A 21,004-nucleotide genomic window follows, 5' to 3' on the forward strand; every position below is an offset into this window, starting at 1 on the left:
GGCAATGCTGGGGGCGCTCTCAAATCAGACGCAGAGCGGATCGAGCCATACCAGCGAGGCGAAGCGTCCACCTTGCGGAGTGCGCCGATAGGAATAGAAGCGTGGGTCGCTGACCGTGCACAGGCCACCACCGTAAACAGCTGTGATGCCGCGCGCCGCAAGGCGGATGCGTGCCAGCTGGTAGATGTCGGCCAGCAGTTTGCCCGGACGCTCACCCGGCACGAATGCCGCGGCGGCTTGCGGGTGCTCGGCAGTGAAGGCGTCACGGACTTCTTCGCCAACTTCGAATGCGCTCGGCCCAATGGCCGGGCCGAGCCAGACCAGCACCTGACCGGCCGGCACTGCCAGGCGCTCAAGGGTAGCCTCGAGCACGCCGCCCGCCAGCCCGCGCCAGCCGGCATGGGCTGCGGCAACGCGGGTACCGGCGCGATCGCAGAACAAAACTGGCAGGCAGTCGGCGGTCATCACCGTACAGGCAATGTGCGCCTGGTCGGTCCAGCTCGCATCGGCTTCGATTACCTGCGCCGGGTCAGCGTCAGCCACCACCACGCCGTGGACTTGCTTGAGCCAGGCGGGATGAATGTCGAATTGCTCACTGAGGCGTCGGCGGTTTTCACTGACGGCAGCCGGGTCGTCGCCGACATGATCGCCCAGGTTGAAGCTGTCGTACGGCGGCAGGCTGGCGCCACCCGCACGGGTGGTGACGCAGGCGCGCACCGTGGCCGGGGCCGGCCAATCGGGGTGCAGCAACTGCGTCAGACCGTTCATCCGATAAAGCTGTCGCGGTCTTCCTGGAGCAGCTCCAGCAAGCCGACGAAGTCTTCCGGCAGCGCCGACTTCCATTGCATCCGCTCACCCGTGAGCGGGTGATCGAGGGCGAGGAAGCGTGCGTGCAGGGCCTGACGCGGGAAGGTCTTCAGCGCAGTGACCATCTCCGGCTCGGCCGCAGGCGGGATGCGGAAGCGACCGCCGTAGGTCTGGTCACCAATCAGCGGATAGCCGACGTGGGCCATGTGCACGCGGATCTGGTGCGTACGGCCGGTCTCCAGCTTGACCCGCACATGGGTGTGCGAACGGAAGCGGGTGAGCACGCGGTAGTGGCTGACGGCAGGCTTGCCGGTCTCGGTCACCGCCATGCGCTGACGCGAGCCACCGTGGCGGCCGATCGGGGCATTGATGGTGGCACCGGAGGTGACCACGCCAATCACGATGCACTCATAGATGCGGCTGACACTGCGGCTCTGCATCTGCTCGACCAGCTTGGTCTGCGCCTGCAGGGTCTTGGCCACCACCATCAGGCCGGTGGTGTCTTTGTCCAGGCGGTGGACAATGCCCGCACGCGGCACGTTGACGATGTCTGGCACGTGGTGCAGCAAGGCATTGAGCAGGGTGCCATCGGCATGCCCGGCAGCCGGGTGAACAACCAGCCCGGCAGGCTTGTTGATCACCAGGATCTGCTCGTCTTCGTAGACGATGTTCAACGGGATGTCCTGGGCGATCCACTCGCCCTGGGCTTCCTGCTCGGCCTCAAGGACCAGCTTGGCACCGCCATAGACCGGATCGCGTGGACGCACGACTTGACCGTCGACCGTCAGACGGCCGTCCTTGATCCAGGTGGTCAGGCGCGAACGCGAGTACTCGCCGAACAGTTGGGCGGCGATCTGGTCGAGGCGCTGGCCGCCCATTTCGGACGGGACCTCTTCGCTAAGTTGGATGATCTCGGACATGCTCGATTCGGCTGGCGCACAGCCTTTGGTTTCAACTGCGCGCTTGTGGTTAAATACGGCTTCTTTTGCCCTGGGGTCAACCCGGGGGCGCTCATCATAACAGGACGGCACCGCCCAAGACAGCGGCCGTCAAAGGACGCAAGCCGCCATGCAAGTGAAACACCTGCTGCTGATCGCCCTCCTCGGGCTTACCGCTGCCTGTTCCTCGAACAAGGAAGTGATTGACGAGAACCTCAGCGAAGCCGAGTTGTACCAGCAGGCGCAGGCCGACCTGGACAACAAGAGCTACACCAGTGCCGTCAACAAGCTCAAGGCCCTGGAATCGCGCTACCCGTTCGGCCGTTACGCCGACCAGGCCCAGCTCGAGCTGATCTACGCCAACTACAAGAACACCGAGCCAGAGGCTGCCAAGTCGGCTGCCGAGCGCTTCATCCGGCTGCACCCGCAGCACCCGAACGTCGACTACGCCTATTACCTCAAGGGCCTGACTTCGTTCGACCAGGACCGTGGCCTGCTGGCGCGCTTCCTGCCGCTGGACATGACCAAGCGTGACCCGGGCGCTGCCCGCGACTCCTATAACGAGTTCGCCCAGCTGACCAGCCGCTTCCCCAACAGCCGCTACGCGCCTGACGCCAAGCAGCGCATGATCTACCTGCGCAACCTGCTGGCCGCCTACGAAATCCATGTTGCCGACTACTACATGAGCCGCCAGGCCTATGTCGCTGCGGCCAACCGTGGCCGTTACGTGGTCGAGAACTTCCAGGAAACCCCATCGGTCGGTGACGGCCTGGCGGTGATGGTCGAGGCTTACCAGCATCTGCACCTGGACGAGCTGGCCAATACCAGCCTGGAAACCCTCAAGCTCAACTACCCAGATCACCCAAGCCTGGTCGACGGCAGCTTCGAGCCCAAGCAAGCTGATGGTGATCAGCGTTCGTGGCTGTCCAAGGCGACCCTGGGCCTGATCGAGACCGACACGCCGCTGCCGCCGGGTGAAACCCGCGCCAATCAGGACGTGGTTCGCCAGTTCAAGGATGCCCGCTCGGAGATTCCGCAAGACTTGCTGCCTAAAGATGAAGACGGTGATCCGATTCTGCCGGCCGGTCCGAAAGAAGCCGAAGAGAGCCGTTCGTGGTTCAGCTACGCGACCTTCGGTCTGTTTGATTGATTTAAGATGGTTGGGGCCGCAGAGCAGCTCCAAAAATCACAAGTCAAAAAAGAAAGGGAAGCCCAAGGCCTCCCTTTTTTTTTGCCCGCGCCCTAGACTGTCGGCTCATCTTCTCGACCAAGCTGGACACCATGGTTCGCCTACTTTTCTGGATCGCCCTGATCGCCGCCGCGTTCTGGCTGTGGCGCAAATTCAAGCTCAGCCAGCAGGCGCGCCCCGCGCAGCGCCTGGATGACCCGCTGACCATGGTGCGCTGCGCGCACTGCGGCGTGCACCTGCCCAATGACCGGGCGCTGCACCGTGGCAATCAGTGGTACTGCAGCCCTGCCCATCTGGAGCAAGGCCCGAAAGACTGATCAATGGTCTGCTCCGGCGAAGCCGCTGTAACCCGGTTACAGCGGCTTTTTCATGCCCGCCCGCTGAACACACATACCCATAGCCGACCCATCCGCTCCATTTACGACCCCCTCCCCGCCTCAACTCTTGACCCACCGTCGGCAAATTCGCTAAATCCTATTTATCCGCATAAATATGAAAAATAGCCCGCATGCTCAAACCCAAGCGCAAACGTCAGAAGCTGTCGGACATGATCGTCGAGTCGGTCAAGCGCTCGATCGTCACCGAAGCGTTGCACCCCGGTGACCGTCTGCCGACCGAGCGCGAGCTGATGGAGCACTTCGAATGTTCCAAGGGCACCGCTCGCGAAGCGCTCAAGGCGCTCGAGGTCGAGGGCCTGGTCAGCACCCGCACCGGCCCGAGCGGCGGCGCCTACCTCAATGAAGTCGGCACCGAACCGGCCAGCCGTGCACTGCGCAACTACCTGCATTTTCAGCACCTGGATGGCGAGCAGGTGTACCAACTGCGCAAAGTCATCGAGGTCGAGCTGGCGGTTTCAGTGATGGGCCGCCTCAGCGAGGCCGACTACGCCGCGCTGCAAGCCAACATCGATTTCTGCAGCACCCCGGAAGACAGCGAAGAAGGCCAGCGCGAGCAGCGTTTGGCCGAGCTTGAGTTTCATACCCTGCTGGCTGGGCGCTGCGCCAACCCGCTGCTGAGCTTCATGGCGGTGTTTCTCAACGACCTGCTGCGCGACCTGGTGGTGCTGAAAAAAGCCTACCTGCCCAAGCGCCAGCAGTTCGCCGCGGCCAACATCGACTATCACAAGCAGCTGCTCGATGCCCTGCGCGCCAACGATGAAGCCGCCGTGCGCCGCTTGATGCACGAGCACATGTGCGACGCCGAACACCACATGACCGCGCTGGAAGGCGAAGTCGCCCGCAATTTCCTCCTGGAGTTCAGCCACAACCACTGATTCGCCTGGACAGAGGCCTGCACACAGGCCCGGCCGTACCCGCTTTGTCATTGCCACTCCTGCCTAATAACCACAAACAAGGAGTTACTCATGCAAAGACGTACCCTGCTCAAAGCAGGCCTTGCCCTCGGCGCCCTCGGCAGCCTCCCGTTGGGAGCGTCGCGGGTGTTCGCCGAGCAACCGTTGACCTTCTATGGCCTCAAGTCGATGTCCGGGCCGTTTGCCAGTTACGGCAAATACGCCGACATGGGCTCGCGCCTGGCGATTGCCGAGCACCCGCAGCTGCTCGGCCAGCCGCTCAAGTACAAGGTCATCGATACCGAGGGCAACGCCGGCAAGGCGGTACGCAAGGTCCAGGAAGCCATCGGCCAGGACGGAGCGCGGTTCTTTCAAGGCTGCACGCTGTCGTCCTCGGCGCTGGCGGTGTCGAAGGAAATCAACAAGGCCGGCGGCGTGTTCATGACCCCGGTCGGCGCCGACGAGATCACCGGCAAGGACTGCAACAGTTCTACCTTCCGCTGGTCGGTGCCGACCTACGGCGCCATTCGCGAAACCCTGGTGCCGCTGATCAAGCTGCTGCCCGAGGCCAAGCGCTGGTACACCATCACCCCGCAGTACGTGTTTGGCGATGCCCTGCTGGACAACGCACGCAAGGTCTTCAGCGAACACGGCATCGAGCACATCGGCAACAGCTACCACTCGCTGCAGGAGCAGGAGTTCTCCGGCTACCTGACCAACGCCATTGCCGCCAAGCCGGACGTACTGGTGCTGCTCAACTTCGGCAGCCAGTCATCCAATGCCCTGCGCCAGGCGGTCAACTTCGGCATCAAGGACAGGATGAAAGTGCTGCTGGTGTGGTCGGCCGGGCTCGACCAATTCCAGGAGCTGGGCAGCGATGTACTGGAAGGCGTGTATCTCGGCGCGCAGTACTGGCATCAGGTTGACACCCCGCTCAACCGCGAGCTGGTCGCGGCCACGCGCAAGGCCTACGGCATCAACCCCAATTACCCGCTGGCGGCCGACTACATCGGCACCCGGGTCATGCTCGAAGCCATCATCAAGGCCAACAGCCTCGACGGCGCCGCAGTATCCAAAGCCCTGCAGGGCATGAGTTTCCAGGGCCCGACCGGCGACGAGCTGATCCGCCCGGGTGACCATCAGGTGCTCAAGGACTACTACCTGTTGCGCGGCAAACCTCAAGCACAGATGCGAGATGACGATGATCTGGCCGAAGTGCTGCACGCCGGCCGTTCGTTCATCGAGGTCTCTCAAACCGGTTGCGCCCTGGCCTGACGCCACGCCTTCCCACTCGACAAAATTGCAGGCGCGCGGCGCGCTGCAGAGGGCACGTTCATGCTCGATTTGTACCTGTTCCAGCTGCTCAACGGCCTTGGCCTGGGGATGATCTACTTTCTCATTGCCGTGGGCCTGACAATCATTTTCGGCTTGCTCAACTTCGTCAACTTCGCCCACGGTGCGTTTTTTCTGCTGGGTGCCTACCTGTGCTACACCGCCGTCGCGCTGACCGGCAACTTCTGGCTGGCGCTGCTGATCGCGCCGCTGGCGGTAGCCGCGCTGGCCTGGGTGGTCGAGCGGGTGTTGATCAAGCGCATCTACCACTTGCCGCACACCTTCCAGATTCTCGTCACCCTTGGTATCGCGCTGATCATCCAGGAAGCCTCGGTGCTGATCTGGGGCCCGGTCGGCAAGCACATCGCGGTGCCGCCGGAGCTGCGCGGGGTGCTGATCATCGGCGACTTCATCTACCCCTACTACCGCCTGTTCCTGATCGGCTTCGCCGCCTTGATCGGCCTTGGCCTGTGGCTGCTGCTGGAGCGCACCCGCTTCGGCGCCCTGGTGCGGGCCGGCAGTGAAAGCACCGAGACGGTGTCGCTGCTGGGCACAAACATCTTCCGCCTGTTCTCGCTGACCTTCGCCTTGGGCGTAGGCCTGGCGGGCGTGGCCGGGGTGCTGTTTGCGCCACTGCGCGGGGCACAGCCGTTCGTTGGCCCGGAGATTCTCGGCATCGCCTTCGTCGTGGTGGTGATCGGCGGCATGGGCTCGTTTGGCGGTGCGCTGGTTGGCGGCCTGCTGGTCGGGGTGGTGCAAAGCATGATGAGCAGCCTCTGGCCGCAAGGCGCCAGCCTGATGATCTACGGCGCGATGGCGGCGGTGATCCTGGTTCGTCCCTACGGCCTGTTCGGGAGAGCATGAACATGACTGAGAAAAATCCACTGGCCGTGGCCAAAGGGCATGGCCCGGCGCTGCTGCTGTTGCTGGTTGTGACCCTGATCGGCCTGCCGCTGATCCTGCCGTCGACCACTCTCGCCACCGAGATCCTGATCTTTGGCCTGGCCGCGCTGGCCTGCAACCTGCTGCTGGGCTACACCGGCCTGCTCTCGTTCGGCCAGGGCATCTTCTTTGGTGCCGGTGCCTACGGCGCGGCGCTGCTGATGATCCACCTGCAATGGGGCATGCTCGGCGCGCTGGTTGGCGCGGCGCTGTTCGGCGCACTGCTGGCCTTGCTGGTCGGTGCGCTGGCGATTCGGCGCAAGGGCATTTACTTCGTCATGCTGACCCTGGCCTTCAGCCAGATGGCGTACTTTCTGGCCTACACCCTGAGCGGCTGGACCGGCGGCGACAACGGCCTGCTCGACGTGCCACGGCCGAACATCACGGTTGCCGGGCATGTGTTGCTCGACCTTGCCGACCCGCGCCACTTCTACGCGTTTGTCGCGGTGCTGTTCCTGTTGATCTTTGCCGGCGCCCTGCGAGTGATCCGCTCACCGTTCGGCAGCACCTTGCTGGCGATCCGCGAAAACGAAACCCGCGCTGCGGCCATCGGCTATGACATTCGCCACTTCAAGATCCTGGTGTTCATGTTGTCTGGCGCCATCACCGGTATCGCCGGGGCGCTGTACGCGATGCTGCTGCACTTTGCCCCGCTGTCGAACATCGACCTGATGATGAGTGAAAACATCCTGATCATGACCATCGTCGGCGGCACCGGCTCGCTGTTCGGCTCGTTGCTCGGCGCCGGCGCGATCGTGCTGCTCGGGGACGTGCTGTCGGAGCTGTGGCCGCGCTGGCTGATGTTGCTGGGGGTGATCCTGATTCTGGTGGTGGTGTTCATGCGCGGTGGGCTGTGGGGTGGCCTGGCTGATCTGGCCAAGCGCCTGCGCCCTTCGCCTGCCGTCGATGGCAAAACCAAGGAGCAGCTGTAATGAGCGAATTCCTCCTCGAAACACACAATCTGCAACTGGCCTACGGGCCGTTCCATGCCGTCGATGGCGTCGACCTGAAAGTCCGTGCCGGCACCATCCACACCGTGATCGGGCCCAACGGCGCCGGCAAGACCAGCCTGTTCCACTGCCTCACCGGTGAGCGCCAGGCCACCGCCGGCAAGATCCTCCTCAACGGCCAGGACATCGTCCGCAAACCGTCTCACGGCCGCGTCGCTCTGGGCATGGCGCGCTCGTTCCAGCTCACCAGCCTGTTCCAGAACCTCAGCGTGCGCGAGAACCTGCGCTTGGCCGCACAGGGCCGCGATGGCCTTGGCGCGCTCAACTTCTGGCGCAGCGTCGAGCACAAGCGCAGCCATTGGGACACCGCTGACCAGGTGCTCGAACGGCTCAAGCTCAACGGTCGCGCCGAGACCCTCGCCGGCGAGCTGTCGCACGGCCAGCAGCGGGTGCTGGAAGTCGGCATGTCGATCTGCGCCAAGCCCACCTTGCTGATGCTCGACGAGCCCACCTCGGGCATGGGCATCGATGACATCCCGGTGATGACCGACCTGATCTGCGACCTGGGCCGCGACCACACCGTGCTGCTGATCGAACACAACATGAGCATTGTCATGTCGATCAGCCAACGCATTACCGTCATGAGCCACGGCCAGATCCTGGTCGAAGGCACCCCGGATCAGGTGCGCAACGACGAACGCGTGCGTACCGCCTACCTTGGAGAGGCCGCCTGATGCTCAGCGTCGAATCGATCCATTCCTACTACGACAAGAGCCATGTGCTCGAGGGCGTTTCGCTCAAGGTCGAGGCCGGCGAGCTGGTGACCCTGCTCGGGCGTAACGGCGCTGGCAAGACCACCACCCTGCGCAGCATTCTCGGCATCGTCCGCCCGCGCCAGGGCCAGATTCACTTCAACGGCCAGCCGCTGGTAGGTCGCGAGATCTTTGACATCGCCCGCCAGGGCATCGCGCTGGTGCCGGAACATCGCGGCATCTTCCGCCAGCTGGACGTCGAAGAGAACCTCAAGATCGCTGCGCGCAAGCACAGCCGCTGGCAGCTGGAGGACGTTTACGCGATGTTCCCGCGGCTCAAGGAACGTCGCCGCAACAGCGGCTTTGCCCTGTCCGGTGGCGAGCAGCAGATGCTGGCGATTGCCCGCGCGCTGCTCAATGGGCCCAAGTTGCTGATCCTCGACGAGCCGACCGAAGGCCTGGCCCCGGTGATCGTCGACGAACTGGTGAAGATCCTGCGGCGGATCAAGGACGAAGGCCTGTCGATCCTGCTGGTCGAGCAGAACCTCAAGGTCTGCGACGCCCTCGCCGACCGTCACTACGTGCTGGAACAAGGCCGCGTGGCCTATCAGGGCAGCGCCGAGCAGTTCCGCGCCGACCCGAGCATCAAGAACCGCTACCTGGCCTTGAGCGCCTGAAGGAGACCGACCATGAACAGCCAAAGCCCTATCGATCCAACGCAAGCAACACTAGGCCAAGGCGCCTTGATCAGCCGCGAGCGCCTCTGGCAGTCGCTGATGGACCTCGCCCGCCTCGGTGCCACCGCCAAGGGCGGCGTGTGCCGGCTGGCACTGACCGACCTCGACCGCCAGGCGCGCGACCTGTTCGTACAATGGTGCACCGAGGCGGGCTGCAGCGTCAGTGTCGATGCCATCGGCAATATCTTCGCCCGCCGTCCGGGGCGCAACCCGGACCTGGCGCCAGTGATGACCGGCAGCCATATCGACACCCAGCCCACCGGCGGCAAGTTCGATGGTTGCTACGGGGTGATGGCCGGGCTGGAGGTGATCCGCACCCTCAACGACCTCGGCCTGCAAACCGAAGCACCGCTGGAAGTGGTGGTGTGGACCAACGAAGAAGGCTCGCGCTTCCCGCCGTGCATGATGGGTTCCGGAGTATTTGCCGGCAAGTTCGACCTCGACGAGACCCTGGCCAAGCGCGACGAACAGGGCCTGTCGGTCGGCGCCGAGCTTGCGCGCATTGGCTACGCCGGCCCGCGTGTGCCCACCGGCCATGCGGTCGGCGCCTACTTCGAGGCGCATATCGAACAAGGCCCGGTGCTGGAAGACCAGCGCACCACCATTGGCGTGGTGCAGGGTTGCCTCGGGCAGAAGTGGTTCGACCTGGTGTTGACCGGCGTCGAAGCCCACGCCGGGCCTACGCCGATGCACCTGCGCAAGGATGCGCTGGTCGGCGCCGCCGATGTAGTCAGCGCGGTCAACCGCATCGCCCATGCCCATCAACCGCATGCCTGCGGCACGGTCGGCTGCCTGAGCCTGCATCCTGGCTCGCGCAACGTGATCCCCGGCCAGGTGCACATGACCATCGACCTGCGTCACCTCGACCCGCAGCAGCTCGATGCGATGGTCGCCGAGGTGCGCGCGGTGATCGAAGCGACCACGGCCAAGCATGGCCTGAGCTTCGAGCTGACGCCAACCGCTGACTTCCCGCCGCTGTATTTTGCCGAGCAGTGTGTCGACGCTGTGCGCCAGGGCGCAGTCGCGCTGGGCCTGAGCCATCTGGATATCGTCAGCGGCGCTGGCCACGATGCGATCTTCGTCGCCGAGCTGGGCCCGGCGGGGATGATCTTCGTGCCGTGTGAAGGCGGCATCAGCCACAACGAAATCGAAAACGCTGCGCCGCAGGACCTGGCCGATGGCTGTGATGTACTGCTGCGGGCAATGGTCCAGGCCGCCAATCAGGGAGCCCATTGAGATGACCGGCAAAACCGCTATCGGCGAGTTCACCGCCGTCGAGCTGCTCGAACTGTATCAACGGCGCCAGCTGTCTCCGCTCGAGGTGATAGATGACGTGCTGACCCGCATCGACCAGCACAACCCGGCCGTCAACGCCTACTGCCATGTCGATGCCGAAGGTGCCCGCGCCGCCGCCCGCGCCAGCGAACAGCGCTGGCAGCGCGGCGAGCCGTGTGGCCGCCTGGATGGCCTGCCGACCTCGATCAAGGACCTGACCCTGACCCGTGGCATGCCCACCCGCAAGGGCTCGCTGACGTCTTCGGCAGCTGGGCCGTGGGACGTCGACGCACCGTTCAGCGGGTTCATGCGCGAAGCCGGCGCGGTGCTGCTGGGCAAGACCACCACGCCTGAGTTTGGCTGGAAGGGTGTCACCGACAACCCGCTGTATGGCATCACGCGCAACCCGTGGGATACGCGCCTGACTGCCGGCGGCTCATCTGGCGGTGCGGCGGCGGCAGCGGCGCTCAATCTCGGCGTATTGCACCAGGGCAGCGATGCCGGCGGCTCGATCCGCATCCCTTGCGCGTTCACTGGCACCTTCGGCATCAAACCAACTTTTGGTTATGTGCCGCAGTGGCCGGCCAGTGCCATGACCATCCTCTCGCACCTCGGGCCGATGACGCGCACGGTCGACGATGCTGTGCTGATGCTTGACTGTGTGGCCCGCCCCGATCCGCGCGACGGCCTCGCCGGAGCACCGCGCCAGCGACCCTGGCTGGCCGCAGAGCAGGACTTGAGCGGGCTGCGCATCGGCTACAGCGCCGACTTCGGTTACGTCAGCGTCGACCCGCAGATTCAGGCCCTGACCGCTCAGGCAGTGCAGCGTCTGGCGCGATTAGGGGCGCAGGTCGAAGAAGTCGATCCTGGATTTACCGACCCGTTGGCAACCTTCAATACCCTGTGGTTCGCCGGCGCGGCGCGGCTGGCCAGCCAGTTGACGTCAGCCCAGCGCCAGCTGCTCGATCCGGGCCTGCGCTGGATTGCCGAGCGGGGTGCGGCCATCAGTCTCGAGCAGTACACCGCAGCATTGGAAGCTCGGGCTGAGCTGGTGGCGCGGATGAACGCCTTCCATCAACGCTACGACGTGCTGGTGTCGCCAATGATGCCGCTGGTGGCGTTTGCCGCCGGGCACAACGTGCCGCCGGGCTCTGGGCTGGAGCAGTGGATGGAATGGACGCCGTTCAGCTACCCCTTCAACCTGACCCAGCAACCGGCGGCCTCGGTGCCGTGTGGCTTCACCCGCGAAGGGTTGCCGGTGGGCCTACAGGTGGTGGCCGGGCGCTTTGCCGATGAGCAGGTGCTGCGGGTGTGCAAGGTGTACGAGCAGCATTACCCGACTCGCCATCTGCAGGCACCGGTTATCGGCTGAGGGGCGCCAGGGGCTGCTTTGCAGCCCCAAAATCTCAAGCCAGCCGCCCTGCCGGGGCATATGGGGTGGGATCAATGATCGGCTCAACGCCCGTCAGCAAATCTACAAACAGCTGGCACGACGCCGGCGCCAGCACCAGGCCGTTGCGGTAATGCCCGCAGTTCAGCCACAGCCCGGCATGCCCAGGCACCGGGCCGATATACGGCACCCCCTCGGGTGATCCTGGACGCAGACCGGCCCAGTGCGCCACCGGCGTGGCCTCAGCAAGCCCTGGCAACAGCTCAACGGCGGAGGCCTTGAGGCTCTCCAGTGCCTGCTCGGTCGGGGTCTTGTCGTAGCCAGCATGTTCCAGTGTGCTGCCGATCAGGATATGCCCGTCGCGCCGCGGGATGGCATAGCGGCCCTTGGCCAGAACCATGCTCGGCAAAAAGTCTTCGGCGCACTTGTAGAGGATCATCTGGCCCTTGACCGGTTCGACCGGCAAGGTCAGGCCCAGTGTGGCCAACAGGTCACCACTCCAGGCGCCCGCGCTTAGCACCACGTCATCGGCTTCGAGCAGCCCATCGGCCGTGTGCACACCGCTGATGCGGCCATCTTGCTGAGCGAAGCCGGTGATCTGGCAGTACTCGCGCAGTTCGACATTGGGCAGTGACGCCAGCGCTGCTTTCAACGACTTGACCAGCCGTGGATTGCGCACATTGGCCACTCCAGCCATGAAGATTGCCCGCGTGAAGCCGGCGCCGAGGCCCGGCACGGCGTCATATGCCGCCGAGATGTCCACAGCCGTCAACGGCCGCTGCTCGCGCACCGCCCACGCCAGCGCCTCGGCTTCGTCCTCAAGGTCCAACCAGTACAGGCCGGTGACGTGCACCTCGGGGTCGACGCCGGTGCTGGCGAACAGGCGCTCGCCCAGCTGTGGATAAAACGCCTGTGACCAATGCGCCAACGCCGTGACTGCCGGGCTGTAGCGCCACGGATACAGCGGCGAGACGATGCCGCCACCGGCCCACGACGACTCGCGGCCGACTTCGCCTTGATCACACACCACCACCCGCTCGACCTTCGCCGCCAGGTTGAGCGCGGTCAGCAGGCCGATCACGCCACCACCGACAACCACTACTTGCTTGTTCATCTGTCGATCCAATACCTGAAAAAACCGAGCTACCCCGTCAACCGCTCCAGCAATCCGCAGCGTCCTGGCTGCCCGGGTTGCTGCGCACACCCGCCTGATCGAGCTGATAGTCAGCGCACTGATCCTGCGCCATCAAGCCGGTCGGCAAGCGCTGTGCCTGCAAGCGGAAGCTGGCGTCATCGCGTTGCAGCTGCAGGCGGTAATAGCGGCTGTCGGCGGGCAAGCTCAATTGATGCTGGTCAGTGTCGCTGTACTGGCCGCTGCCCGCATGGTGGCGCTCCAGGCGCAACGCAGCCTCGTGCAGCAGGCCGACCGCTTCGCTGCGGGCGGCGCGGCGCAATTGTTCGTTGTAAGCGGGGTAGGCAATGGCTGCCAGAATGCCGCTGACGGCGACGACAATCAACAACTCGATCAGACTCAGGCCTTGCTGCATATCATTGCTCCTGCACTCTTTGCCGCCAAAGGATTCTTTGCAGTGTCTGCGACGGGTCGGCGGGCTGCGCGTATACGGCTTCGAGAACATGCCGCGCGCGGGTTTGCTGGCTTACTGCGGTCACTCGATAGAGGGTGGCCTGGGTGCCCACGGGCAGGTGCGCAGCGCGGTCACTTTGGCCAAGGTTCTGCAGGTTGAACCAGCCCTGCCCGGCTGCCTGCCAGTCGCCTCCAGCGGCGTTTACGTCATGGGAGTCGGCTGGCGGCGAGCAGAGCTGGCACTCGTTGGGTGGCGCCACGGCAAGCCGCGCTGCGCCCTCCAGCAAGACTGCCTCGGCCTGCTCCAGCGCTTGGCTGCTGGCCAGCAAAAGTCCGGCCATGCGTGTCTGCAGCAATGCTTCGCGCAGGGCGGCGGCGGCGAGCAGACCGAGCAGCAGGCTCAATATGAGAGCGGTCAGCAGCACCATGCCGCGTTGGCGCTTCATTGTTCTGGCAGCCGATTGCGTAGAGCTACGCTGATGGCGTACCGCTGTTCGAGATCGTGCTGTGGGTCGAACAGGCTTAGTTGCAGGTCGACCCGCTGGCCATGCGCGTTCGTTACCAAGTTAGCGTGCAGGCTGCGCACATTGTCGATCAAAGCCTGCGGCGAGCCTCGGCGCACTACCCGCAGGCTACCATCGCGCAGCTCGTAGGTGATGCGGCTGACCGGCAAGGCCAGGGTCTGCTCGTCACCCTCGTGGGCGTCGGCCCTGACCTGAGCCCAACTGCGGCAATCACTCAACACCGTCCAGTCAGGCCGGCTACCGCTGCCGGGCAACTGCCCCACCAACAGACTCAGTTGTGCGCCGCCCTGGCTGATTTGCACTGGCCTGGCAAAGGCGGCCGCTGCGCTGGGTGAGTCGAAGTCGCTGGCGCGCAAGCGCAAACAGCCGAACACACCGGTCATGCGGATATCCTGCGCGATCCGTTGCAGCGCCAGGCGGGCATCCTCTTGCTGCTGCGCCAGCGCGCCCTGCAAGCGCCAGGCTTGCACCGTAGCGACAAACACCTGGCTCGCTGCGGCCAGCAGCATCAAGCCCAAGGCCAGCGCGAGCAGCCCTTCGAGCAGGCTGAAACCCGCCTGACTGCCGTTCATGGCCAGCCCTGCAGGCTTACGCCCTGATGCTCCGGGTCACGCGCATCGGGCCAGTCGACGATGACCTTCAGCGATGACCCTGAACTTTGCACCCAGCCCTCGGCCTGCGCGCCAAGGGCCAGCCTTATCTGCGCCTGCCATTGTCCTGAATCCTCCACTGACCCGCCCGCCCTCGCCTGCTCCAGCAGGCTCTGGACGAGATAGGTCGCCTGGCTGTGCTGCCGAGCGCTGGCGGTAGCCTGCAATGCCTTGACCTGTAAAGCCGCTGCCGCAAACAGGCCAAGCGCGAGCACCAGCATGCCTAGCACGACCTCGAGCAGCGTTATTCCCTGCTGTCCTTTACGCATCCATGCGCTCCTTGGGAAATTTCCCGCAATGTGCCAGCCAAGTAGCCGACTGGACCTCATGTCCGCCGTGCCTGAAGCTACAGCGAAGCACTTCCAGGGAGGAATGCACGGTGTGGCAACACGGGGCAACACTGATACAAATGATGTTGGCGCTCGCGCTGGTCGCGGTTCTGGCGCAGCTGGCGACGCCGTCCTACACCGCGCTCAGCCAGGACTTGCAACGGGCGGCAGCGGCGCAACAGCTGCTCCAGGCCTTTCGCTCGGCACGTAGCCAGGCCTTGTTGCAGCAGCAGGCCGTGCGGGTCGAACCATTGGAAGCAGGCTGGGGACTGGGTTGGCGCGTGGTGGACGCGGATAGCGGGCTGTTACTGGCTGAGCAACGTTTACCGCAGCGGGTACGGATCGTTGGCAACTTGGCCGACGGTGTGCGCTTCAGCGCACAGGGCTTACCGTTGCGCGGTAGCGGCGGGTTTCACGGCGGGAGTTTGCAGATATGCCCACACGCAGAAGGCGGGCAACCACGCCAGATCGTCCTGGCGCCCAGCGGCAGGGTGCGCCTGCGCACGGACATGGCCGTTGAGCCATTGTGCGCAGGCCCCTGAGGGCTGGCTCAGAGCAGCGAGCGCACCCGCAGTTCCTTGGGCATCGAGAAGGTCACGTTCTCCGGGCGCCCGTCGAGCTCTTCGGCACCGGTTGCGCCCCAGGCCGTGAGCTGCTCAAGCACGCCGCGCACCAGCACTTCAGGTGCCGAAGCACCGGCAGTGACACCCACCCGGCCAATGCCGTCGAACCAGCTTTGCTGCAGGTCCTCGGCGCCGTCGATCAGGTACGCCGGAGTGCCCATACGCTCGGCCAGCTCGCGCAGGCGGTTGGAGTTGGAGCTGTTCGGGCTGCCGACCACCAGCACCACATCGCACTCATCAGCCAATTGCTTGACCGCGTCCTGGCGGTTCTGGGTGGCGTAGCAGATGTCGTCCTTGCGCGGCCCGCCGATGTTGGGGAAGCGCGCGCGCAAGGCGTCGATAACCCGGCTGGTGTCGTCCATCGACAAGGTGGTCTGAGTAACGAAGGCCAGGTGATCAGGGTCGCGCACCTGCAGATTGGCCACATCTTTCTCGTCTTCGACGAGGTAGATTGAGCCACCGTTGCTGGCGTCGTACTGACCCATGGTGCCTTCGACTTCCGGGTGGCCAGCGTGGCCGATCAGGATGCACTCACGGCCATCGCGGCTGTACTTGGCCACCTCGATGTGGACCTTGGTCACCAGCGGGCAGGTGGCGTCGAACACCTTCAGGCCACGGCCTGCGGCTTCCTGGCGCACAGCCTGGGAGACGCCGTGGGCGCTGAAGATGACGATGACGTCGTCCGGCACCTGGTCGAGCTCTTCAACGAAGATCGCCCCGCGGTTGCGCAGGTCTTCGACCACGAACTTGTTGTGCACCACTTCGTGACGCACGTAGATCGGCGGGCCGAACACTTCCAGGGCACGGTTGACGATCTCGATCGCCCGGTCGACCCCCGCACAAAAGCCGCGAGGGTTGGCGAGTTTGATTTGCATGCTCGGCTCCAGGCTTACAGGGCCTTCACCGCGAGGATCTCCACCTCGAAGCTCAGGGTCTTGCCAGCCAATGGGTGGTTGAAGTCGATCGTCACCTGGTGCTCGTCAAAGGCTTTGACCACTCCAGGCAGCTCGGCGTTGGCAGCATCATTGAAGATCACCAGCAGCCCTTCGGACAGCTCCATGTCAGCGAACTGCGAACGCGGCATGATCTGCACGTTCTGCGGGTTCGGCTGACCGAAGGCGTTTTCCGGGGGCACGCTGACGGTGCGTTTGTCGCCGGCCTTGAAGCCGAACAGCGCAGCTTCAAAACCCGGCAGCAGGTTGCCGTCGCCAACCTTGAACACGGCCGGAGCCTTGTCGAAAGTGCTGTCGACGGTGTCGCCGTTTTCCAGGTGCAGGGCGAAGTGCAGAGTGACTTCGCTGTTCTGGCCGATACGGGTCTCAGTCATGCGCAGGCTCCTCGGACTTCTTGCTCTTGAACATATCCAGCGCCAGCATGATCGCGCCAACGGTAATGGCACTGTCGGCAACGTTGAATGCCGGGAAGTAATGCGTATTCTTCCAGTGGACCAGGATGAAATCGACCACATGACCGAGCACGACACGGTCGTACAGGTTGCCCAGCGCGCCGCCGAGTACCAGCGCCAGCGCAACTGCCAGCCAGGTTTCACTACGGCCAAGGCGTTTGAGCCAGATTACCAGCACCGCGCTGACCACGATCGCGATCAGGGCAAACAGCCAGCGCTGCCAGCCAGCGCCGTCAGCCAGGAAGCTGAACGCAGCGCCGGTGTTGTAGGCCAGGGTCCAGCTGAAGTAGTCAGGGATGACCACGATCTGCTGGTACATGCTCAGGTTGCTGTTGAAGTACAACTTGGTCACCTGGTCGACCACCACGATCAGCAGGCTCAACCACAGCCAGGCGAGGCGCCCGAAGCGCCCCACTGCAGGATTAGGCATAGTGACGCACCTCGCCCGCACCGCTCAGGTTGTCGACGCAACGTGCGCAGATTTCCGGATGCTCGGGATTGGCACCGACATCGGCGCGGAAGTGCCAGCAACGGCCACACTTGGCGTGACCGGACTTGACCACTTTCAGCTTGAGGCCTTCGACTTCGGTGGCCACGGCATCGGCCGGCGCCTGCACGAACGGCACCACGCTCGCAGCCGAGGTGATCAGTACGAAGCGCAGTTCGTCGCCAAGCTTGGCCAGGTCAGCGCTCAGGCTTTCTTCGGCAAACAGGGTCACTTCGGCTTGCAGGTTGCCACCGATGGCCTTGGCCGCACGCTGGTTTTCCAGTTCCTTGTTGACCGCCGCCTTGACCGCCATGATTCGCTCCCAGTAGGCGCGGTCCAGCTCGAAGCCTTCTGGCAGTTCGGTCAGGCCTTGGTACCAGGTGTTGAGCATCACCGACTCGTTGCGCTCGCCTGGCAGGTACTGCCACAGCTCGTCGGCGGTGAACGCCAGGATCGGCGCGATCCAGCGCACCAGCGCTTCGCTGATGTGGTACAGCGCGGTCTGGCACGAACGCCGGGCAACGCTGTTGGCGCCGGTGGTGTACTGGCGGTCCTTGATGATGTCGAGGTAGAACCCGCCCAGCTCCTGCACACAGAAGTTGTGCACCTTGGAGTAGACGTTCCAGAAGCGGTACTCGCTGTAGTGCTCTTCCAGCTCGCGTTGCAGCAGCAGCGCGCGGTCGACGGCCCAGCGGTCCAGCGCAAGCATGTCTTCGGCCGGCAGCAGGTCGCGGGCCGGATCGAAGCCGGACAGGTTCGACAGCAGGAAGCGCGCGGTATTGCGGATGCGGCGGTAGGCGTCGGCGCTACGCTGGAGGATCTGGTCGGAGACGGCCATTTCACCGGAATAGTCGGTGGCCGAAACCCACAGGCGCATGATGTCGGCGCCGAGGGTGTCGTTGACCTTCTGCGGCTCGATGGTGTTACCCAGCGACTTGGACATCTTGCGGCCGTTCTCATCGACCGTGAAGCCGTGGGTGAGCAGCTCGCGGTAAGGCGCATGGTTGTCGATCGCGCAGCCGGTCAGCAGCGACGAGTGGAACCAGCCGCGGTGCTGGTCGGAACCTTCCAGGTACAGGTCGGCGCGCGGGCCGGTGGCGTGACCGATGTCATGCGAGCCACGCAGTACGTGCCAGTGGGTAGTGCCGGAGTCGAACCAGACATCGAGGGTGTCGGTGATCTTGTCGTACTGGCCGGCTTCGTCACCGAGCAGTTCGGCAGCGTCGAGCTTGAACCAGGCTTCGATGCCCTCTTGTTCGACGCGCTTGGCGACCTCTTCCATCAGCTCGACGGTGCGCGGGTGCAGCTCGCCGCTCTGCTTGTCGAGGAAGAACGGGATCGGCACACCCCAGTTGCGCTGACGCGAGATGCACCAGTCAGGGCGGTTGGCGATCATCGAGTGCAGGCGCGCCTGACCCCAGGCCGGAACGAACTTGGTTTCTTCGATGGCTTTGAGCGCACGCTCGCGCAGGGTGTCGCCGCTGGCTGGCTGGCGGTCCATACCGATGAACCACTGCGCGGTAGCGCGGTAGATCAGCGGGGTCTTGTGGCGCCAGCAATGCATGTAGCTGTGGCTGATGGTTTCGGTGTGCAGCAGCGCACCGACTTCCTGCAGCTTGTCGACGATGGCTGGGTTGGCCTTCCAGATGAACTGGCCGCCAAACAGCTCGAGCGACGGCACGTAGACGCCGTTGCTCTGCACCGGGGTGAGGATTTCGTCGTTGACCATGCCGTAGCGCTTGCAGGTCACGAAGTCGTCTTCGCCGTAGGCAGGTGCCGAGTGGACAACACCGGTACCGGCGCCCAGCTCGACGTATTCAGCCAGGTAAACAGGCGACATACGCTCGTAAAACGGGTGACGGAAGTTGATCAGCTCCAGCGCCGAACCTGGCGCGGTGGCGATGACCGAGCCTTGCAGGTCCCAGCGCTTGAGGCAGGCTTCGACCAGCTCTTCGGCCAGTACCAGCAGACGCTCGCCGGTGTCGACGAGGGCGTAGGTGAACTCCGGGTGGACGTTCAGCGCCTGGTTGGCGGGGATGGTCCACGGCGTGGTGGTCCAGATGACGATGGCGGCAGGCTTGGCCAGCGCGGCCAGGCCAAAGGCGCTGGCCAGCTTGTCGGCGTCGGCGATCGGGAAGGCGACGTCGATGGTCGAGGACTTCTTGTCGGCGTATTCGACTTCGGCTTCAGCCAGGGCCGAGCCGCAATCGAAGCACCAGTTCACAGGCTTGAGGCCCTTGAACACGAAGCCTTGCTTGACGATTTCGGCCAACGCGCGGATTTCGCCCGCTTCGTTGGCGAAGTTCATGGTCTTGTAGGGGTTGTCCCAGTCACCCAGCACACCCAGGCGGATGAACTCGGTCTTCTGCCCTTCGATCTGCTCGGCGGCATAGGCACGGCACAGCTCACGGGTCTGGTCCGGGCTCAGGTGCTTGCCATGGGTGACCTCGACCTTGTGCTCGATCGGCAGGCCGTGGCAGTCCCAACCAGGGACGTATGGCGCGTCGAAACCGGAGAGGGTCTTGGAGCGGACAATCATGTCCTTGAGAATCTTGTTCAGCGCATGACCGATGTGGATCTTGCCGTTGGCGTAGGGCGGGCCATCGTGCAGGACGAACTTGGGACGATCCTTGCCAATTTCGCGAAGCTTCTGGTACAGGCCAATGCTGTCCCAGCGCTGCAGTATCTGCGGTTCGCGCTGGGGCAGGCCGGCCTTCATCGGGAAGGCGGTGTCCGGAAGATTAAGCGTGGCTTTGTAGTCGGTCATTTCAGGCTCTTGGTTAGCGGTTGAGCGTGCCAGTGGGCACGTGCGGCGGCGATGTCCGCGTCGATCGCCGACTTCAGCGCCTCCAGGGAGGCGAATCGCTGCTCTTCGCGCAGCTTTTGGTGGAACTCCACCGTCAGACGCCGGCCATACAGGTCGCCGGCAAAATCAAGAAGATGAATCTCCAGGTGAGGACGACCATCACCAGCAACAGTGGGTCGTACCCCGATATTGGCAACACCCGGCCAGCGCTTGCCGTCGATCTCGGCACTGGTCAGGTAGACCCCGCTAAGTGGGATGCGGCGGCGCTTGAGCTGGATGTTGGCGGTCGGCGTGCCGAGCTGACGAGCCAGCTTCTGGCCGTGCAGGACACGCCCGGTAATGGTGTACGGGCGGCCCAGCAGGTGTGCGGCCAGGGCAAAGTCAGCATTGGCCAGGGCGGTACGCACCTTGGTGCTGCTGACCCGCAAGCCGTCCTGCACGACCGTGTTGGCGGCCTCGACGGTAAAGCCGTACTTTTTGCCGGCCTCGACCAGAAAATCAAAGTCGCCGGCACGGTCGCAGCCAAAGCGGAAGTCGTCACCGACCTCCAGGTGGCGCACGCCGAGGCCATCGACCACGATCGTCTTGACGAATTCATCGGCGCTGAGCTGGCTCAGGCGCTGGTTGAAGGCCAGGCACAGGACCAGGTCGATACCTTCGGCGGCCAGCAGCTGCACCTTGTCGCGCAGCCGCGCCAGGCGTGCCGGCGCAGTCTCGGGGGCAAAATACTCGCGCGGCTGTGGCTCGAAGATCACCACGCAGGTGGGCAGGCCTAACTCCCGGGCGCGGTCGCGCAGGCGCGCCAGGATTGCCTGGTGGCCACGGTGAACCCCGTCGAAGTTGCCAATGGTGGCGACACACCCCCGGTGCTCGGGGCGCAGGTTGTGAAGACCTCGAACCAGCTGCATAACGCGCTTCTTGCTCATAAAGTGGTCGATTATAACCACACCCGGGCGCTGGTGACAGGCAGCAGCGCCCTGGGGTGGCGACTA

The 21,004-nt window shown here is 64.2% G+C and carries 23 protein-coding genes; 11 read left to right on the forward strand and 12 right to left on the reverse strand.

Translation table 11 applies throughout. From position 1 onward, the window contains the following. Window positions 1–24: 24 nt before the first annotated feature. Together pgeF and rluD are read right to left on the reverse strand one after the other, a co-directional pair. The gene (gene pgeF / locus FW789_RS15330; RefSeq protein WP_207073562.1) at window positions 25–768 is read right to left on the reverse strand and encodes a peptidoglycan editing factor PgeF; all 744 of its coding nucleotides are present in this window, start codon (window positions 766–768) and stop codon (window positions 25–27) included. After that, on the reverse strand, window positions 765–1,727 hold the full coding sequence (gene rluD / locus FW789_RS15335) for a 23S rRNA pseudouridine(1911/1915/1917) synthase RluD (protein WP_101316237.1): 963 nt from the start codon (window positions 1,725–1,727) through the stop codon (window positions 765–767). Before rluD ends, pgeF begins: the two co-directional genes overlap by 4 nt. Before the next feature lie 148 nt (window positions 1,728–1,875). Between rluD and FW789_RS15340 the strand changes: the two genes are divergently transcribed. From FW789_RS15340 to FW789_RS15385, 10 genes are all read left to right on the forward strand, one after another. Beyond that, window positions 1,876–2,895: an outer membrane protein assembly factor BamD gene (locus FW789_RS15340; RefSeq protein WP_101316235.1), complete on the forward strand. Its 1,020-nt coding sequence runs from the start codon at window positions 1,876–1,878 to the stop codon at window positions 2,893–2,895. A 131-nt stretch (window positions 2,896–3,026) separates the two neighbouring features. Next, window positions 3,027–3,251: a PP0621 family protein gene (locus FW789_RS15345; protein ID WP_101316233.1), complete on the forward strand. Its 225-nt coding sequence runs from the start codon at window positions 3,027–3,029 to the stop codon at window positions 3,249–3,251. Between the two features lie 191 nt (window positions 3,252–3,442). Further along, window positions 3,443–4,207, forward strand: coding sequence for a FadR/GntR family transcriptional regulator (locus FW789_RS15350; RefSeq protein WP_101316231.1), 765 nt, complete (start codon window positions 3,443–3,445; stop codon window positions 4,205–4,207). Window positions 4,208–4,297: 90 nt separating this feature from the next. Next, complete coding sequence (locus tag FW789_RS15355) at window positions 4,298–5,500, forward strand: ABC transporter substrate-binding protein (protein ID WP_101316229.1); 1,203 nt, start codon at window positions 4,298–4,300, stop codon at window positions 5,498–5,500. A gap of 60 nt (window positions 5,501–5,560) precedes the next feature. Next, on the forward strand, window positions 5,561–6,421 hold the full coding sequence (locus FW789_RS15360) for a branched-chain amino acid ABC transporter permease (RefSeq protein ID WP_101316227.1): 861 nt from the start codon (window positions 5,561–5,563) through the stop codon (window positions 6,419–6,421). A gap of 2 nt (window positions 6,422–6,423) precedes the next feature. Next, a complete protein-coding gene (locus FW789_RS15365) occupies window positions 6,424–7,431 on the forward strand; it encodes a branched-chain amino acid ABC transporter permease (protein WP_103435962.1) in 1,008 nt (335 codons plus the stop codon). Beyond that, on the forward strand, window positions 7,431–8,183 hold the full coding sequence (locus tag FW789_RS15370; protein WP_101316223.1) for an ABC transporter ATP-binding protein: 753 nt from the start codon (window positions 7,431–7,433) through the stop codon (window positions 8,181–8,183). The genes FW789_RS15365 and FW789_RS15370 overlap by 1 nt, the downstream gene beginning before the upstream one ends. Further along, the gene (locus FW789_RS15375; RefSeq protein WP_101316221.1) at window positions 8,183–8,878 is read left to right on the forward strand and encodes an ABC transporter ATP-binding protein; all 696 of its coding nucleotides are present in this window, start codon (window positions 8,183–8,185) and stop codon (window positions 8,876–8,878) included. The genes FW789_RS15370 and FW789_RS15375 overlap by 1 nt, the downstream gene beginning before the upstream one ends. Window positions 8,879–8,890: 12 nt before the next feature. Beyond that, a complete protein-coding gene (locus FW789_RS15380) occupies window positions 8,891–10,174 on the forward strand; it encodes a Zn-dependent hydrolase (RefSeq protein ID WP_225913050.1) in 1,284 nt (427 codons plus the stop codon). Between the two features lies 1 nt (window position 10,175). Beyond that, entirely contained in the window at window positions 10,176–11,585 is a 1,410-nt protein-coding gene (locus tag FW789_RS15385) for an amidase (RefSeq protein WP_446431697.1), read from the forward strand. A 34-nt stretch (window positions 11,586–11,619) separates the two neighbouring features. On the opposite strand, the gene thiO is transcribed toward FW789_RS15385, so the two are convergent. The 5 genes from thiO to FW789_RS15410 are packed head-to-tail and all read right to left on the reverse strand — an operon-like array spanning window position 11,620 to window position 14,631. After that, the gene (gene thiO / locus FW789_RS15390) at window positions 11,620–12,717 is read right to left on the reverse strand and encodes a glycine oxidase ThiO (protein ID WP_427118552.1); all 1,098 of its coding nucleotides are present in this window, start codon (window positions 12,715–12,717) and stop codon (window positions 11,620–11,622) included. A gap of 37 nt (window positions 12,718–12,754) precedes the next feature. After that, the gene (locus FW789_RS15395) at window positions 12,755–13,150 is read right to left on the reverse strand and encodes a type IV pilin protein (RefSeq protein ID WP_446431698.1); all 396 of its coding nucleotides are present in this window, start codon (window positions 13,148–13,150) and stop codon (window positions 12,755–12,757) included. Window position 13,151: 1 nt separating this feature from the next. Continuing rightward, complete coding sequence (locus tag FW789_RS15400; protein ID WP_446431699.1) at window positions 13,152–13,634, reverse strand: hypothetical protein; 483 nt, start codon at window positions 13,632–13,634, stop codon at window positions 13,152–13,154. Further along, window positions 13,631–14,284: a PilW family protein gene (locus FW789_RS15405; RefSeq protein ID WP_446431700.1), complete on the reverse strand. Its 654-nt coding sequence runs from the start codon at window positions 14,282–14,284 to the stop codon at window positions 13,631–13,633. The genes FW789_RS15400 and FW789_RS15405 overlap by 4 nt, the downstream gene beginning before the upstream one ends. Next, window positions 14,281–14,631, reverse strand: a complete 351-nt coding sequence (locus tag FW789_RS15410) for a type IV pilus modification PilV family protein (protein WP_258035055.1) — start codon at window positions 14,629–14,631, stop codon at window positions 14,281–14,283. The genes FW789_RS15405 and FW789_RS15410 overlap by 4 nt, the downstream gene beginning before the upstream one ends. 143 nt (window positions 14,632–14,774) lie before the next feature. Between FW789_RS15410 and FW789_RS15415 the strand changes: the two genes are divergently transcribed. Next, window positions 14,775–15,233: a GspH/FimT family protein gene (locus FW789_RS15415; protein WP_446431701.1), complete on the forward strand. Its 459-nt coding sequence runs from the start codon at window positions 14,775–14,777 to the stop codon at window positions 15,231–15,233. Window positions 15,234–15,241: 8 nt separating this feature from the next. Here FW789_RS15415 and ispH read toward each other — a convergent pair whose 3' ends face one another. The 5 genes from ispH to ribF are packed head-to-tail and all read right to left on the reverse strand — an operon-like array spanning window position 15,242 to window position 20,920. Next, window positions 15,242–16,189, reverse strand: a complete 948-nt coding sequence (gene ispH, locus FW789_RS15420) for a 4-hydroxy-3-methylbut-2-enyl diphosphate reductase (RefSeq protein WP_101316204.1) — start codon at window positions 16,187–16,189, stop codon at window positions 15,242–15,244. Window positions 16,190–16,203: 14 nt separating this feature from the next. Next, a complete protein-coding gene (gene fkpB / locus FW789_RS15425) occupies window positions 16,204–16,641 on the reverse strand; it encodes an FKBP-type peptidyl-prolyl cis-trans isomerase (protein WP_103435954.1) in 438 nt (145 codons plus the stop codon). Beyond that, window positions 16,634–17,149, reverse strand: a complete 516-nt coding sequence (lspA, locus tag FW789_RS15430) for a signal peptidase II (protein WP_186701321.1) — start codon at window positions 17,147–17,149, stop codon at window positions 16,634–16,636. The genes fkpB and lspA overlap by 8 nt, the downstream gene beginning before the upstream one ends. Further along, window positions 17,142–19,973: an isoleucine--tRNA ligase gene (gene ileS, locus FW789_RS15435; RefSeq protein WP_186701320.1), complete on the reverse strand. Its 2,832-nt coding sequence runs from the start codon at window positions 19,971–19,973 to the stop codon at window positions 17,142–17,144. Before ileS ends, lspA begins: the two co-directional genes overlap by 8 nt. Next, on the reverse strand, window positions 19,970–20,920 hold the full coding sequence (gene ribF / locus FW789_RS15440; protein WP_103435951.1) for a bifunctional riboflavin kinase/FAD synthetase: 951 nt from the start codon (window positions 20,918–20,920) through the stop codon (window positions 19,970–19,972). Before ribF ends, ileS begins: the two co-directional genes overlap by 4 nt. Window positions 20,921–21,004 lie beyond the last annotated feature (84 nt).

It is taken from the genome of Pseudomonas sp. 1121_17 (genome assembly GCF_052850745.1).